The sequence below is a fragment of the Pseudomonas sp. SDO5591_S426 genome (genome assembly GCF_054070755.1).
Genome location: NZ_JBSVXD010000034.1, coordinates 1 through 14,171 on the forward strand (window position 1 = coordinate 1; position 14,171 = coordinate 14,171).

General features: G+C 57.0%; 16 protein-coding genes. 2 read left to right on the top strand and 14 right to left on the bottom strand.

What is annotated here, in order from left to right; all coding sequences use genetic code 11:
• The first annotated feature begins 222 nt into the window (after positions 1 to 222).
• Positions 223 to 723 (top strand): YkgB family protein, encoded by a 501-nt coding sequence (locus ACW9JC_RS09980; protein ID WP_457454910.1) that lies wholly within the window; start codon positions 223 to 225, stop codon positions 721 to 723.
• A gap of 65 nt (positions 724 to 788) precedes the next feature.
• Here the strand turns inward: ACW9JC_RS09980 and ACW9JC_RS09985 are convergent, their stop codons facing one another.
• The 3 genes from ACW9JC_RS09985 to ACW9JC_RS09995 all read right to left on the bottom strand — a co-directional run bounded on the left by ACW9JC_RS09985 (position 789) and on the right by ACW9JC_RS09995 (position 3,719).
• The gene (locus ACW9JC_RS09985) at positions 789 to 1,640 is read right to left on the bottom strand and encodes an AraC family transcriptional regulator (RefSeq protein ID WP_457454911.1); all 852 of its coding nucleotides are present in this window, start codon (positions 1,638 to 1,640) and stop codon (positions 789 to 791) included.
• Between the two features lie 147 nt (positions 1,641 to 1,787).
• On the bottom strand, positions 1,788 to 2,312 hold the full coding sequence (locus tag ACW9JC_RS09990; RefSeq protein ID WP_019693874.1) for a single-stranded DNA-binding protein: 525 nt from the start codon (positions 2,310 to 2,312) through the stop codon (positions 1,788 to 1,790).
• A 9-nt stretch (positions 2,313 to 2,321) separates the two neighbouring features.
• Entirely contained in the window at positions 2,322 to 3,719 is a 1,398-nt protein-coding gene (locus tag ACW9JC_RS09995) for an MFS transporter (RefSeq protein ID WP_448109513.1), read from the bottom strand.
• A gap of 191 nt (positions 3,720 to 3,910) precedes the next feature.
• On the opposite strand from ACW9JC_RS09995, the gene uvrA reads away from it, so the two are divergent.
• On the top strand, positions 3,911 to 6,745 hold the full coding sequence (gene uvrA, locus ACW9JC_RS10000) for an excinuclease ABC subunit UvrA (protein WP_457454912.1): 2,835 nt from the start codon (positions 3,911 to 3,913) through the stop codon (positions 6,743 to 6,745).
• A gap of 65 nt (positions 6,746 to 6,810) precedes the next feature.
• Here uvrA and bfr read toward each other — a convergent pair whose 3' ends face one another.
• The 11 genes from bfr to rpmD form a co-directional block, all read right to left on the bottom strand.
• Positions 6,811 to 7,275 carry a bacterioferritin gene (gene bfr / locus ACW9JC_RS10005; protein WP_007970123.1) on the bottom strand — a complete coding sequence of 155 codons (465 nt, stop codon included), beginning with the start codon at positions 7,273 to 7,275 and terminating at the stop codon, positions 6,811 to 6,813.
• A gap of 149 nt (positions 7,276 to 7,424) precedes the next feature.
• Positions 7,425 to 8,879, bottom strand: a complete 1,455-nt coding sequence (locus ACW9JC_RS10010; RefSeq protein ID WP_457454913.1) for a catalase — start codon at positions 8,877 to 8,879, stop codon at positions 7,425 to 7,427.
• A gap of 205 nt (positions 8,880 to 9,084) precedes the next feature.
• The gene (gene rplQ, locus ACW9JC_RS10015) at positions 9,085 to 9,471 is read right to left on the bottom strand and encodes a 50S ribosomal protein L17 (protein WP_007970429.1); all 387 of its coding nucleotides are present in this window, start codon (positions 9,469 to 9,471) and stop codon (positions 9,085 to 9,087) included.
• 42 nt (positions 9,472 to 9,513) lie between these two features.
• Positions 9,514 to 10,515: a DNA-directed RNA polymerase subunit alpha gene (locus ACW9JC_RS10020; protein WP_007924176.1), complete on the bottom strand. Its 1,002-nt coding sequence runs from the start codon at positions 10,513 to 10,515 to the stop codon at positions 9,514 to 9,516.
• A gap of 22 nt (positions 10,516 to 10,537) precedes the next feature.
• The gene (gene rpsD, locus ACW9JC_RS10025) at positions 10,538 to 11,158 is read right to left on the bottom strand and encodes a 30S ribosomal protein S4 (protein WP_003176404.1); all 621 of its coding nucleotides are present in this window, start codon (positions 11,156 to 11,158) and stop codon (positions 10,538 to 10,540) included.
• 18 nt (positions 11,159 to 11,176) lie between these two features.
• Positions 11,177 to 11,566, bottom strand: a complete 390-nt coding sequence (rpsK, locus tag ACW9JC_RS10030) for a 30S ribosomal protein S11 (protein ID WP_002555466.1) — start codon at positions 11,564 to 11,566, stop codon at positions 11,177 to 11,179.
• A 30-nt stretch (positions 11,567 to 11,596) separates the two neighbouring features.
• On the bottom strand, positions 11,597 to 11,953 hold the full coding sequence (gene rpsM, locus ACW9JC_RS10035) for a 30S ribosomal protein S13 (RefSeq protein ID WP_009045849.1): 357 nt from the start codon (positions 11,951 to 11,953) through the stop codon (positions 11,597 to 11,599).
• Positions 11,954 to 12,083: 130 nt separating this feature from the next.
• Positions 12,084 to 12,200, bottom strand: a complete 117-nt coding sequence (rpmJ, locus tag ACW9JC_RS10040; RefSeq protein ID WP_002555468.1) for a 50S ribosomal protein L36 — start codon at positions 12,198 to 12,200, stop codon at positions 12,084 to 12,086.
• Between the two features lie 24 nt (positions 12,201 to 12,224).
• Positions 12,225 to 13,553, bottom strand: a complete 1,329-nt coding sequence (secY, locus tag ACW9JC_RS10045) for a preprotein translocase subunit SecY (protein WP_003228718.1) — start codon at positions 13,551 to 13,553, stop codon at positions 12,225 to 12,227.
• Positions 13,554 to 13,991, bottom strand: coding sequence for a 50S ribosomal protein L15 (gene rplO / locus ACW9JC_RS10050; protein WP_003228720.1), 438 nt, complete (start codon positions 13,989 to 13,991; stop codon positions 13,554 to 13,556).
• Between the two features lie 3 nt (positions 13,992 to 13,994).
• A complete protein-coding gene (gene rpmD / locus ACW9JC_RS10055; protein ID WP_003176408.1) occupies positions 13,995 to 14,171 on the bottom strand; it encodes a 50S ribosomal protein L30 in 177 nt (58 codons plus the stop codon).

The window sequence follows — 14,171 nt, forward strand, 5'->3', positions numbered from 1 at the left end:
ACCCTGCGAAAGCGTAGCCCTCGCAGGGTGTGGGGGTGACCATCTCATTAGCCCAGCGCCTCTAAAGCCCTGGGCTTTTTTTGTTCGCACGTTTGGACGATCTGCACCGAACGCAATACCGCCAGCCCCCAAAAGAATCATGCCAGCGCCAACAATAGCGTCACTCCCAAGATGAACCGCGGGGGCTTAACTCTTTAGCCAAACTCACTGGAAGCCTGAACAATGAACACTTCGAATATCAGCACTGTCAGCGCGTCGAAAACCTCATCGCTCGGCGTTAAAACCACAGCGATTGGGACCTACGGCATTTACTTCGCCCTCGCCGTCATCTACTTCTGGTTCGGTGGAATGAAATTCACCCACTACGAAGCAGAAGGTCTGGTTCCACTGGTGAGCAACAGCCCATTGCTGGGCTGGGTGTATCAGATCTTCAGCGTCGATCTGTTTTCCAGCCTGCTGGGGGTGCTTGAAGTCTCGATTGGCGTGTTGATCGCCGGCCGCCTGCTGTCGCCGAAGCTTTCACTGATTGGAGGCGCTTTATCCGCCGGGTTGTTCGTCACGACATTGAGCTTCATGTTCTCGACGCCTGGCGTGTTCGAACCCGGCCTCGGCTTCCCGGCTATCTCGGTTGCACCGGGCCAGTTCCTCCTCAAGGACCTTGGATTGCTTGCCGCCTCCCTCTTCGTGGCGGGTCATTCCCTGACCAAGCTGGAAACGCCTTGAGCTGAAAACATCACAATGAAAAAAGGCCTGAAACAGTTCGATGTTTCAGGCCTTTTCATTTCTGCCTACAACGATTGACCGCGCTCCGCGCCCTCACCGTTCAGGGATTTCATCCAGTCTCGAGGGCTACAACCGGTCTTGCGCCGGAACGCCCGGGCAAGCGCCGAAGGACTTTCATAACCGACCTCGTCGGCGATCAGCGTAATCGGGCGCCCTTCACGCAAGCGCTTCTGCGCCAGGCTGATCCGCCAACTCAGCAGGTAGTCAGCAGGCGTCTGCCCTAGCACCGAGCGAAAATGCACCGCATACGCGGCGCGGGACATGTTCGACTCATTCGCCAGCTCCGCAACCGACCACGCCCGTTGTGGCGCCTCGTGCATCTGAATCAACGAACGGGACAGCCGCAAATCCGCCAACCCGGCCATCATTCCAGTGCTCAACTGATGGTGATCAAGCAGGTGCCGGAACAGCAGGATGATCAACAGCTCGAACAAACGATCAAGCACCGCCTCCCTGCCGCAATGCACATCCGCGGCCTCTCTGAACAGCCACGTCAGCGTATCGGCCAGCAGCGGCAGCTCATCCAGTGACAACACCAGAAGATCGGGGAGCGAAGCAGAAATGGGATTGCTGGCACCGCCGTCGAACGCCAGCGATGCACACAACAGCTGGGCGCCCTCGGGTTCACCACCGATCAATTGATGTCGACTGGGACGCGGCAGGAAAATCAGGCTGGGGCGGTCAATCAGCGTGTCGCTGCCACCAGGCACTTTCAGCGTAACGGTGCCCGCCTGCAACAGATGGATATGACCGCGCTGGTCAGCGCCATCATAAGCCGCCATTCCGCAGAGCTTGCCACTGTAGAACAGGCTCGCGCGAACGCCGAACTGGGACAGCAACGTAGACAGGCGATCCATGGGGCAACTCGGTGTCAGTTTTAGACGAATTGCATCATATCACTGAGAATTTCGGCCCTTATTGCATTGGCCTTGAGAACACGCAGGCAACAAAAAACCCGGCATCCTCTAGGGAGTGCCGGGCTTTGCTTGGCTCGAAGCTAATTCCTAGAACGGAATATCGTCATCAAAGCTGTCGAAGTCCGGAGCCGGCTGTGGTGCGGCCTGCTGTGGAGCCGGGGCCGAACGCTGTTGCGGTGCCGACTGCTGAGGACGAGGAGCCTGTTGGCGCGGAGCGGATTGCTGGTAGTTGTTACCACCACCGCCCTGGCCTTGCTGGTCGCCCTGTGGACGGCCGCCCAGCAATTGCATGGTGCCTTGCATGTCGACCACGATTTCGGTGGTGTAACGCTTGATGCCGTCTTTTTCCCACTCGCGGGTCTGCAGTTTGCCTTCGATGTAGACCTGCGAACCTTTACGCAGGTACTCGCCAGCGATTTCTGCAACTTTGCCGAACATCGACACACGGTGCCATTCAGTCTTTTCGACTTTCTGACCGGTTTGCTTGTCGGTCCACTGCTCGCTGGTCGCCAGACTCAGGTTGGTCACGGCGTTGCCGTTCGGCAGGTAGCGAACTTCAGGATCCTGGCCGCAAGTGCCGACCAATATGACTTTGTTAACCCCACGGGCCATTACGTTCTCCTAGGCTTCGCACGCTTTCGCGGCCGGGTTGTTCACCAAGCGCTCGAGAGTCGTGCGATCCAATAATTCTGTGTCCAATTTGATGTAAATGGCGGCTTCATCGGCAACGACAATTGCATCTGTTACCCCTACGACGGCCTTGAGGCGCTCGATCAGGCCAGCTTCACGAATCGCTTCGGGCGACAACGGCAAGCGCAGACTCGTTACATAGGGAGGTTCGCGCATGGTAACAGCAAAGACCAACCAAAGTGCAGCCAGCCCGGCACATCCCAGGAATACAACCGACAAACCGCCATGCTGGAACAGCCAGCCGCCGAGGATACCGCCCAACGCCGATCCGAGGAACTGACTGGTGGAATAAACCCCCATCGCCGTGCCTTTGCCGCCCGCCGGTGAAACCTTGCTGATCAGCGACGGCAGCGAAGCTTCCAGCAGATTGAACGCGGTGAAAAACACCACGGTCCCGATCACCAGAGCCCGCAAGCTATCGCCGAACTGCCAGAAGAATAGCTCAGTGAGCATCAGCGTCACGACGGCGCCGAGCAAAACTCGTTTCATTTTGCGTCGCTTCTCGCCATAGATAATGAACGGGATCATGGCGAAGAAAGAAATCAGCAGCGCGGTCAGGTAGACCCACCAGTGCTGCTCCTTGGGCAGCCCGGCTTTCTCGACCAGGGCCAGCGGCAAGGCAACGAAGCTCGACATCAGCATCGCGTGCAAGACAAAAATGCCCAGGTCCAAGCGCAGCAGGTCCGGATGCTTGAGCGTCGGGATCAACGCCTGCCGCGCGACGCCGGACTCACGGTGCTGCAACGGACCGGTGGAGCGCGGCACCATGAACATCACGATCACGATGCCGAACAGCGCCATGCCGCCAGTAGCGAGGAACAATCCGGACAGGCCGAAAGCGCGGGTCAGCAACGGCCCGACAACCATGGCGACGGCGAACGATAGCCCGATGGTCATGCCAATCATGGCCATGGCCTTGGTTCGGTGCTGCTCGCGGGTCAGGTCTGACAGCAAGGCCATGACCGCTGCGGAAATCGCCCCCGCACCCTGCAGGATGCGACCGGCGATCACGCCCCAGATCGAATCGGCGTTGGCCGCCAGTACGCTGCCGAGGGCGAAGACGATCAGCCCAAGATAAATCACCGGGCGGCGGCCGATGCGGTCGGAAATGAAACCGAAAGGAATCTGGAAAATCGCCTGGGTCAGGCCGTAAGCGCCAATGGCCAGCCCGATCAGGGCCGGGGTCGCTCCTGCCAGGTCCATGCCGTAGGTCGCCAGTACCGGCAACACCATGAACATGCCAAGCATACGGAAGGCGAACACCAGGGCCAGACCGCTCGCTGCGCGAGTCTCGCTGCCACTCATGCGTTCGCTGTGGGGATCGTGCATGGAAAAACCTCATGTGAACCGGCGGCGATTCTACCAGTCCCATCGATTGGCAGGGTATATCGCGACGCTTTGCCGCGTGTAGATGACAGACCTTTCATGTAAGGCTGCAAAGACATCATTCGATAGTGTGCATCCATCCAGTATTTGGCCGTATACTCCTACGTTTTCGACGCCCGCCAAGCGAGGCCACTTTGGACAAGATCCTGATTCGTGGGGCTCGAACCCACAACCTGAAGAACATCGACCTGACCCTGCCACGGGACAAGCTGATCGTCATCACCGGCCTGTCCGGCTCCGGCAAGTCGTCCCTGGCCTTTGACACGCTATACGCCGAAGGCCAGCGCCGCTACGTCGAATCGCTGTCGGCCTATGCCCGGCAGTTCCTGTCGATGATGGAAAAGCCTGACGTCGACACCATCGAAGGCCTCTCGCCGGCGATTTCCATCGAACAGAAATCGACCTCGCACAACCCGCGCTCGACGGTCGGCACCATTACCGAAATCTACGACTACCTGCGCTTGCTGTATGCACGCGTGGGTATTCCGCGCTGCCCGGATCACGATATTCCGCTGGAAGCGCAGACCGTCAGCCAGATGGTCGACCTGGTCCTCGCCCAACCGGAGGGCAGCAAACTGATGTTGCTGGCCCCGGTGATCCGCGAGCGCAAAGGCGAACACCTGTCGGTCTTCGAAGAACTTCGCGCCCAAGGCTTTGTGCGTGCCCGCATCAACGGCAAGCTCTATGAACTGGATGAAGCGCCCAAGCTCGACAAGCAGAAAAAACATACCATTGATGTGGTGGTCGACCGTTTCAAGGTCCGTGCGGACCTGCAACAGCGTCTGGCCGAGTCCTTCGAGACCGCGCTGAAGCTGGCGGACGGCATCGCCCTGGTCGCACCGATGGACGACGAGCCGGGCGAAGAAATGATCTTCTCCGCGCGTTTCGCCTGCCCGATTTGCGGCCACGCCATCAGCGAACTCGAACCGAAGCTGTTTTCCTTCAACAACCCGGCCGGCGCCTGCCCGACCTGCGATGGCCTGGGTGTTAAGCAATTCTTCGACATCAAGCGACTGGTCAATGGCGAGCTGACGCTTGCCGAAGGCGCGATCCGTGGCTGGGACCGGCGCAACGTCTATTACTTCCAGATGCTCGGTTCGCTGGCGTCCCACTTCAAATTCAGCCTGGAAGTGCCGTTCAACGAGCTGCCGGCCGATCAGCAGAAGCAGATCCTGCATGGCAGCGGTTCGCAGAACGTCGACTTCAAATACCTGAACGACCGTGGCGATATCGTCAAACGCTCGCACCCGTTCGAAGGCATCGTGCCGAACCTGGAACGCCGTTATCGCGAAACCGAGTCGGCCTCGGTTCGCGAAGAGTTGGCCAAGTTCCTCAGCACCCAGGCCTGCCCGGACTGTCGCGGCACCCGCCTGCGCCGTGAAGCGCGACATGTATGGGTTGGCGAGAAAACCTTGCCGGCGGTGACCAATCTGCCCATCGGCGATGCGTGCGACTACTTCGGCGGGCTGAAACTCACCGGCCGTCGTGGCGAAATTGCCGACAAGATCCTCAAGGAAATCCGCGAACGGCTGCAATTTCTGGTCAACGTCGGCCTCGACTATCTGTCGCTGGATCGCAGTGCAGACACGCTATCAGGTGGCGAAGCCCAGCGTATTCGTCTGGCGAGCCAGATTGGCGCCGGTCTGGTCGGCGTTCTCTACATCCTCGACGAACCGTCGATCGGACTGCACCAGCGCGATAACGACCGGTTGCTCGGCACCCTGAAACACCTGCGCGACATCGGCAACACCGTGATCGTGGTCGAGCACGACGAAGACGCAATCCGTTTAGCCGACTACGTGGTTGATATCGGCCCGGGCGCAGGCGTCCATGGCGGTCATATCGTCGCCCAGGGCACGCCGGCCGAGGTCATGGCTCATCCAGATTCGTTGACCGGCAAGTACCTGTCGGGCCGGGTCAAAATCGAAGTGCCGGCCAAGCGCACGCCGCGCAACAAGAAGCTGTCGCTGTCGCTCAAGGGCGCTCGCGGCAACAACTTGCGCAACGTCGATCTGGACATTCCAATCGGCCTGCTGACCTGCGTGACCGGCGTCTCCGGTTCGGGCAAGTCGACGCTGATCAACAATACGCTCTTCCCATTGAGCGCCACGGCGTTGAACGGCGCAACAACACTTGAGGCTGCCGCTCATGACAGCATCAAGGGTCTGGAGCATCTGGATAAGGTCGTAGATATCGACCAAAGCCCGATCGGCCGTACACCTCGCTCCAACCCGGCGACCTACACCGGTTTGTTCACACCGATTCGCGAGCTGTTCGCTGGCGTGCCCGAATCCCGCTCCCGCGGTTACGGGCCTGGACGCTTCTCCTTCAACGTGAAGGGCGGGCGCTGCGAAGCTTGCCAGGGTGATGGCCTGATCAAGGTGGAAATGCACTTCCTGCCGGACATCTACGTGCCCTGCGACGTGTGCAAGAGCAAGCGCTACAACCGCGAAACGCTGGAGATCAAGTACAAGGGCAAGAACATCCACGAAACGCTCGAGATGACTATCGAGGAGGCCCGTGAGTTCTTCGACGCGGTACCGGCCCTGGCGCGTAAGCTGCAGACGCTGATGGATGTCGGCCTGTCCTACATCAAGCTCGGGCAATCGGCGACCACCCTGTCCGGTGGTGAAGCGCAGCGGGTCAAGCTGTCCCGCGAGTTGTCCAAGCGCGATACCGGCAAAACCCTGTACATCCTCGACGAGCCGACTACCGGCCTGCACTTCGCGGATATTCAGCAGTTGCTCGACGTGCTGCATCGACTGCGCGACCACGGCAACACGGTGGTGGTAATCGAGCACAACCTGGACGTGATCAAGACCGCTGACTGGCTGGTGGATCTGGGGCCTGAGGGAGGCTCCAAGGGTGGGCAGATCATTGCCGTCGGTACACCGGAAGAAGTGGCCGAAATGAAGCAGTCGCACACTGGCTACTACCTGAAACCGCTGCTGGAGCGTGATCGGGCTTAACAAGGCTCCATGAAAAAGCCCCTGTCACTTCATCAGTGACAGGGGCTTTTTTGTATCAGTTGCAATCAGGCGTGGGATTGCAGGTAGTTCTCGAGACCGATCAGCTTGATCAGACCCAACTGCTTCTCGAGCCAGTAGGTGTGATCTTCTTCAGTGTCATGCAATTGTACCCGCAGCATTTCACGGCTGACATAGTCCTTGTGCTGCTCGCAGAGCTTGATGCCCTTGCACAGCGCAGCCCGCACCTTGTACTCCAGCCGCAAATCCGCTTCGAGCATCTCGGTGACCGTGGTGCCAACATCGAGATCGTCCGGACGCATGCGCGGCGTGCCTTCGAGCATCAGAATCCGGCGCATCAGGGCATCAGCGTGCCCTGCTTCTTCTTCCATCTCGTGGTTGATTCGTTCGTAGAGCTTGGTGAAACCCCAGTCCTCATACATCCGCGAATGGACGAAATATTGATCACGCGCGGCCAGTTCGCCGGTCAGCAACGTGTTGAGGTAATCGATAACGTCTGGGTGGCCTTGCATCGCCCTACATCTCCCTGCTTGAAAGTCTGTAGTTTGAACCAACACGGCCATAACGTCACTCGCAAGACGCAATAAAAGCGAAGATATTCTGAGAAAAGCAGCCGAAATAACGCAAAAACCGCCCAAATAAGGGCGGTTCTGCTTCTCATTTAGACTTCGTTAAGCTGTACGTTGAGCAGCTTTGCGATTGCTTCTCCATACGCCTGATCGGCCTTGAAAAAATGCTGCAACTGACGATCAACCACATCACTCGATACACCCGCCATTGCACCCGCGATGTTGCTGACCAGCAATGCTTTCTGCTCGTCGCTCATCAAACGGAACAACGCACCCGCGTGGCTGTAGTAGTCAGTATCCTCACGGTGATCGTAGCGATCAGCCGCACCACTTAAGGCGAGCGCTGGCTCGGCGAAGCGAGGTGCCTGCTTCGGCGAATCGACATAACTGTTCGGCTCGTAATTCGGCGCTGCGCCGCCATTGCTGCCAAACGCCATCGAACCATCACGCTGGTAGCTGTTGACCGGGCTACGCGGAGCGTTCACTGGCAGTTGCTGGTGATTGGTGCCTACACGATAGCGATGGGCATCAGCATAGGCAAACACACGCCCCTGCAGCATGCGATCCGGCGACAGACCAACACCCGGCACCATATTGCTTGGGCCAAACGCCGCTTGCTCGACTTCAGCAAAGTAGTTGAGCGGGTTGCGATTCAACTCCAGCTCGCCAACTTCGATCAACGGAAACTCTTTCTGCGACCAGGTTTTGGTGACGTCGAACGGGTTTTCATAATGCGTGGCGGCCTGAACCTCGGTCATGATCTGGATGCATACGCTCCATTTCGGGAAATCACCGCGTTCAATGGCTTCGAACAGGTCGCGCTGAGCGTAATCCGGATCAGTCCCGGCCAGACGCGCTGCCTCTGCCGGCGCCAGGTTCTTGATCCCCTGCTTGGTCTTGTAGTGCCACTTCACCCAATGACGCTCGCCATTGGCGCTGATCAGGCTATAGGTGTGGCTACCGAAGCCGTGCATGTGGCGGTAACCATCAGGGATGCCTCGGTCCGAAAACAGGATTGTGACCTGGTGCAGCGCCTCCGGAGAGTGCGACCAGAAGTCCCACATCGCCTGCGCACTTTTGAGGTTGCTTTGCGGCAGACGCTTTTGGGTGTGGATAAAGTCCGGGAATTTGAGCGGATCACGGATGAAGAACACCGGCGTGTTGTTGCCGACGATGTCCCAGTTGCCTTCTTCGGTGTAGAACTTCAACGCAAAACCACGTGGATCACGCTCGGTATCAGCCGAACCGCGCTCGCCACCGACCGTGGAGAACCGGAGAAATGTTGGTGTTTGCTTGCCGACGGCGTCGAACAACTTCGCGCTGGTGTATTGAGTGATATCACGAGTTACGGTGAACGTGCCGTAAGCACCCGAACCCTTGGCGTGCACACGACGCTCAGGGATGTTTTCACGGTTGAAGTGAGCAAGCTTCTCGATCAGGTGAAAGTCGTCGAGCAGCAGCGGGCCTCTCGGGCCTGCAGAACGGGAATTCTGGTTATCGGCGACAGGAGCGCCACTGGCGGTGGTAAGCGTTTTATTCTGGCTCATGCGATCTCTTCCTTTGTCAGTCTCAAACTGCCGGCTAATCGGCTGAAAGGAAGTATTGATGATCCAGATGACACCTTCTAATTCATTGACTGATGCCAATCGATAGAAAATATCTAATCGAATAGGAAGGCAATCAATCGCCGTCGCACTTTTCGAGCGCGCACAAAAAACCGGGCACTAGGCCCGGTTTTTTGTATTTGACGTCTTACTCGGCAGAAACAGCTTCGCCAGCAGTAGCACGATCAACCAACTCGACGTACGCCATTGGCGCGTTGTCGCCAGCGCGGAAACCGCACTTGAGGATGCGCAGGTAGCCACCCTCACGGGTAGCGTAGCGCTTGCCCAGGTCGTTGAAGAGCTTACCAACGATAGCTTTCGAACGAGTACGGTCGAAAGCCAGACGACGGTTAGCAACGCTATCTGTCTTGGCCAAAGTGATCAGCGGCTCAGCAACGCGGCGCAGTTCTTTAGCTTTTGGCAGAGTAGTTTTGATCAGCTCGTGCTCGAACAGCGACACCGCCATGTTTTGGAACATGGCCTTGCGGTGCGAGCTGGTGCGGCTGAGGTGACGACCACTTTTACGATGACGCATGGTTCATTCCTTACCAAACACTACGTTCGGTGATTACGACGATCAGGCAGTCGCCTTGTCGTCCTTCTTAAGACTTGCAGGCGGCCAGTTGTCGAGGCGCATGCCGAGGGACAGACCGCGGGAGGCCAGAACGTCCTTGATTTCGGTCAAGGATTTCTTGCCCAGGTTCGGAGTCTTCAACAGCTCTACTTCGGTACGCTGAATCAGGTCGCCGATGTAGTAGATGTTTTCCGCCTTAAGGCAGTTAGCCGAACGTACAGTCAGTTCCAGATCGTCAACCGGGCGAAGCAGGATCGGATCGATCTCGTCTTCCTGCTCGATTACCACAGGCTCGCTGTCACCTTTGAGGTCGACGAACGCAGCCAACTGCTGTTGCAGAATGGTTGCAGCGCGGCGGATAGCCTCTTCAGGATCCAGAGTACCGTTGGTTTCCAGATCAATAACCAGCTTGTCCAGGTTAGTACGCTGCTCAACACGGGCGTTTTCCACCACGTATGCGATACGGCGAACCGGGCTGAACGAAGAGTCAAGCTGCAAGCGACCGATGCTGCGGCTTTCGTCTTCATCGCTCTGACGCGAGTCGGCTGGTTCATAACCACGACCACGAGCTACTACGAGCTTCATGTTCAGGGCGCCGTTAGACGCCAGGTTAGCGATTACGTGATCGGGATTAACGATCTCGACATCATGATCCAGCTGAATATCGGCAGCGGTAACCACCCCCGAACCCTTCTTCGACAAGGTCAGCGTAACTTCGTCACGGCCGTGCAGCTTGATAGCCAGACCTTTAAGGTTCAACAGGATTTCAATTACGTCTTCCTGTACACCTTCGATGGCGCTGTACTCGTGGAGCACACCGTCAATCTCGGCCTCGACTACTGCACAGCCAGGCATTGAGGACAACAGGATGCGGCGCAGCGCGTTGCCCAGGGTGTGGCCAAAGCCACGCTCGAGAGGCTCGAGAGTGATCTTGGCGCGGGTTGGACTGACAACCTGCACATCAATGTGGCGGGGTGTCAGGAACTCATTTACCGAAATCTGCATGGATGCACCTATTTTCTAGCCCTTACTTGGAGTAGAGCTCGACAATCAGGCTTTCGTTGATGTCGGCGGACAGATCACTGCGAGCTGGAACGTTCTTGAAAACGCCCGACTTCTTCTCAGTGTCTACTTCTACCCATTCTACGCGGCCACGTTGGGCACACAGATCGAGAGCTTGGACAATGCGAAGTTGGTTTTTTGCTTTCTCGCGAACAGCAACCACGTCACCAGCACGAACCTGGTAGGACGGAACGTTAACGGTCTGACCGTTTACGCTGATCGACTTGTGCGATACCAGCTGACGGGATTCGGCACGAGTCGAACCAAAGCCCATACGGTATACAACGTTGTCCAGACGGCATTCGAGCAGTTGCAGCAGGTTTTCACCGGTTGCACCTTTCTTGCCAGCAGCTTCTTTGTAGTAGCCGCTGAATTGACGCTCGAGAACGCCGTAGATACGACGGACCTTCTGCTTTTCACGCAGTTGGGTGCCGTAGTCGGACTGGCGACCGCGGCGTTGGCCGTGGATACCAGGTGCTGCTTCAATGTTGCACTTCGATTCGATCGCGCGCACGCCGCTCTTCAGAAAGAGATCGGTGCCTTCGCGACGAGCGAGTTTGCATTTTGGACCAATGTAACGAGCCATTCTTTACAATCTCCTGGATTACACGCGGCGCTTCTTCGGCGGACGGCACCCGTTGTGCGGGATTGGCGTCACGTCGGTGATGCTGGCGATCTTGTAGCCACAGCCGTTCAAAGCGCGGACTGCGGATTCACGACCTGGACCTGGACCTTTGACGTTTACGTCGAGGTTTTTCAGGCCGTATTCCAGCGCAGCTTGACCAGCACGTTCAGCAGCTACTTGAGCAGCAAACGGGGTGGACTTGCGGGAACCGCGGAAACCCGAACCACCGGAGGTAGCCCAGGAAAGAGCGTTACCTTGACGGTCGGTGATGGTCACGATGGTGTTGTTAAAAGATGCATGGATGTGGGCGATGCCATCAACCACTGTCTTTTTAACTTTTTTACGAGGACGAGCAGCAGGTTTTGCCATGATTAAATTCCTGTCGATTCGCTGGGGCGATTACTTGCGGATCGGCTTACGCGGACCTTTACGGGTACGCGCGTTGGTCTTGGTACGCTGACCGCGCACTGGAAGACCGCGACGATGACGCAGACCGCGATAGCAACCGAGGTCCATCAAGCGCTTGATTTTCATGTTGATTTCGCGACGCAGGTCACCTTCAGTGGTGAACTTCGCCACTTCGCCACGCAGCTGTTCAATTTGCTCGTCGCTCAGATCTTTGATCTTTGCTGCTGGGTTTACCCCAGTCTCTGCACAAATTTTCTGTGCAGTAGTGCGACCAACACCATAGATGTAGGTCAGCGAGATAACAGTATGCTTGTTATCTGGAATGTTAACGCCTGCAATACGGGCCATTCAGTGGGACTCCAATTGACAGCTACCTACGCCCCGGAAGCCAAGAAATAGGGCGCGAGATAATATCGCTGTAATAACAAATAATCAACCCGGTAGCGCACTAGCTACCGGGCTTGAAGCACAATCACACTCAGCCTTGGCGCTGTTTGTGACGCGGTTCCGCGCTGCAAATTACTCGAACAACACCTTCGCGGCGAATAATCTTGCAGTTACGGCACAGCTTTTTCACCGATGCACGAACTTTCATCACCAACTCCTCGAACCTTATGGGTCAGCGCAGCATGCCGCTGCCGTAACCCTTCAGGTTGGCTTTCTTCATCAGGGATTCGTACTGGTGCGAAACGAGGTGCGATTGTACTTGGGACATGAAGTCCATCACAACCACGACGACGATCAGCAACGAGGTCCCGCCAAGGTAGAACGGAACGTTGGCTGCAACCACCAGGAACTGGGGCAACAGGCACACGGCCGTCATGTAAAGAGCACCGAACATGGTCAAGCGAGTCAGAACGCCATCAATGTAGCGCGCAGACTGCTCACCTGGACGGATGCCCGGAATAAAGGCACCGGACTTCTTCAGGTTTTCCGCTACGTCTTTCGGATTGAACATCAACGCCGTATAGAAGAAGCAGAAGAAAATAATCCCTGCACTAAACAGCAGAATATTCAACGGCTGACCAGGAGCGATCGACTGCGAGATGTCCTGCAACCAGCCCATACCTTCAGACTGACCGAACCAGGCACCCAACGAAGCCGGGAACAGCAAAATGCTGCTCGCGAAAATGGCCGGAATAACGCCGGCCATGTTCACCTTCAGCGGCAAGTGGCTAGTCTGCGCAGCAAAAACCTTGCGGCCTTGCTGACGCTTGGCGTAGTGAACAGCAATACGACGCTGACCACGCTCAATGAACACCACGAAACCGATAATCGCTACTGCCAGCAAACCGATGGCAACCAGGGCGAAGATGTTGATATCACCCTGCCGTGCAGACTCGAAAGACTGCCCGATCGCTCTCGGAAGACCGGCGACGATACCCGAAAAAATCAACATCGAGATACCGTTGCCAACACCACGCTCAGTAATCTGCTCACCCAGCCACATCATGAACATCGCACCAGCCACAAAAGTGGATACCGCGACGAAATGGAAGCCAAAGTCACCAGTGAACGCAACGCCCTGCCCCGCCAGACCAATGGACATGCCAATGGCTTGAACGAGAGCGAGGACGACAGTGCCGTAGCGGGTGTACTGGCTGATCTTGCGACGGCCAGCTTCACCTTCCTTCTTCAACTGCTCCAGCTGCGGGCTGACGGCTGTCATCAGTTGCATGATGATCGATGCCGAAATGTACGGCATGATCCCCAGTGCAAAGATGCTCATCCGCTCCAGCGCGCCGCCGGAAAACATGTTGAACAAGCTAAGAATGGTCCCCTCATTCTGTCGAAACAGGTCCGCGAGTCGGTCCGGGTTGATACCTGGAACCGGGATGTGTGCGCCTATTCGGTAGACGATAATCGCCAGGAACAGAAAACGCAGACGAGCCCAAAGTTCAGACATACCGCCTTTGCCGAGCGCAGAGAGAGCACCTTGCTTAGCCATTTATTCCTCGAACTTGCCGCCAGCTGCTTCGATAGCCGCACGCGCACCTTTGGTGGCGCCGATTCCCTTGCCGATAGTGACAGCGCGAGTCACTTCACCGGACAGCATGATTTTCACACGCTGTACGTTGACGTTGATCACGTTGGCATCTTTCAGGGACTGCACGGTGACGATGTCGCCTTCCACTTTAGCCAGCTCGGACAAACGCACTTCTGCGCGGTCCATGGCCTTCAGGGAAACGAAACCGAACTTCGGCAGGCGACGATGCAGCGGCTGTTGACCGCCTTCAAAGCCTGGAGCAATGGTGCCACCGGAGCGGGAGGTTTGACCTTTGTGACCACGGCCACCAGTCTTACCCAAACCACTACCGATACCACGGCCCGGACGATGCTTTTCGCGACGGGAACCCGGCGCTGGACTCAGATCATTGAGTTTCATCGATTAACCCTCGACACGCAGCATGTAGTAAGCCTTGTTGATCATCCCGCGATTCTCGGGAGTATCCTGGACTTCTACAGTGTGACCGATGCGACGCAGACCCAGACCCTTAACGCACAGTTTGTGGTTAGGGATGCGGCCGGTCATGCTTTTGATCAGCGTTACTTTAACGGTAGCCAT

What these genes read in the sequence shown, in the direction of transcription:
- rpsM (WP_009045849.1), bottom strand. Translation starts at nt 11,953, where the DNA reads ATGGCCCGTATTGCAGGCGTTAACATTCCAGATAACAAGCATACTGTT.
- rpmJ (WP_002555468.1), bottom strand. Translation starts at nt 12,200, where the DNA reads ATGAAAGTTCGTGCATCGGTGAAAAAGCTGTGCCGTAACTGCAAGATT.
- secY (WP_003228718.1), bottom strand. Translation starts at nt 13,553, where the DNA reads ATGGCTAAGCAAGGTGCTCTCTCTGCGCTCGGCAAAGGCGGTATGTCT.
- rpsD (WP_003176404.1), bottom strand. Translation starts at nt 11,158, where the DNA reads ATGGCTCGTTACATTGGTCCAAAATGCAAACTCGCTCGTCGCGAAGGC.
- rplO (WP_003228720.1), bottom strand. Translation starts at nt 13,991, where the DNA reads ATGAAACTCAATGATCTGAGTCCAGCGCCGGGTTCCCGTCGCGAAAAG.
- ACW9JC_RS09980 (WP_457454910.1), top strand. Translation starts at nt 223, where the DNA reads ATGAACACTTCGAATATCAGCACTGTCAGCGCGTCGAAAACCTCATCG.
- ACW9JC_RS10020 (WP_007924176.1), bottom strand. Translation starts at nt 10,515, where the DNA reads ATGCAGATTTCGGTAAATGAGTTCCTGACACCCCGCCACATTGATGTG.
- ACW9JC_RS09985 (WP_457454911.1), bottom strand. Translation starts at nt 1,640, where the DNA reads ATGGATCGCCTGTCTACGTTGCTGTCCCAGTTCGGCGTTCGCGCGAGC.
- rpmD (WP_003176408.1), bottom strand. Translation starts at nt 14,171, where the DNA reads ATGGCTACCGTTAAAGTAACGCTGATCAAAAGCATGACCGGCCGCATC.
- ACW9JC_RS09995 (WP_448109513.1), bottom strand. Translation starts at nt 3,719, where the DNA reads ATGCACGATCCCCACAGCGAACGCATGAGTGGCAGCGAGACTCGCGCA.
- ACW9JC_RS09990 (WP_019693874.1), bottom strand. Translation starts at nt 2,312, where the DNA reads ATGGCCCGTGGGGTTAACAAAGTCATATTGGTCGGCACTTGCGGCCAG.
- rpsK (WP_002555466.1), bottom strand. Translation starts at nt 11,566, where the DNA reads ATGGCAAAACCTGCTGCTCGTCCTCGTAAAAAAGTTAAAAAGACAGTG.
- ACW9JC_RS10010 (WP_457454913.1), bottom strand. Translation starts at nt 8,879, where the DNA reads ATGAGCCAGAATAAAACGCTTACCACCGCCAGTGGCGCTCCTGTCGCC.
- bfr (WP_007970123.1), bottom strand. Translation starts at nt 7,275, where the DNA reads ATGCAAGGCCACCCAGACGTTATCGATTACCTCAACACGTTGCTGACC.
- rplQ (WP_007970429.1), bottom strand. Translation starts at nt 9,471, where the DNA reads ATGCGTCATCGTAAAAGTGGTCGTCACCTCAGCCGCACCAGCTCGCAC.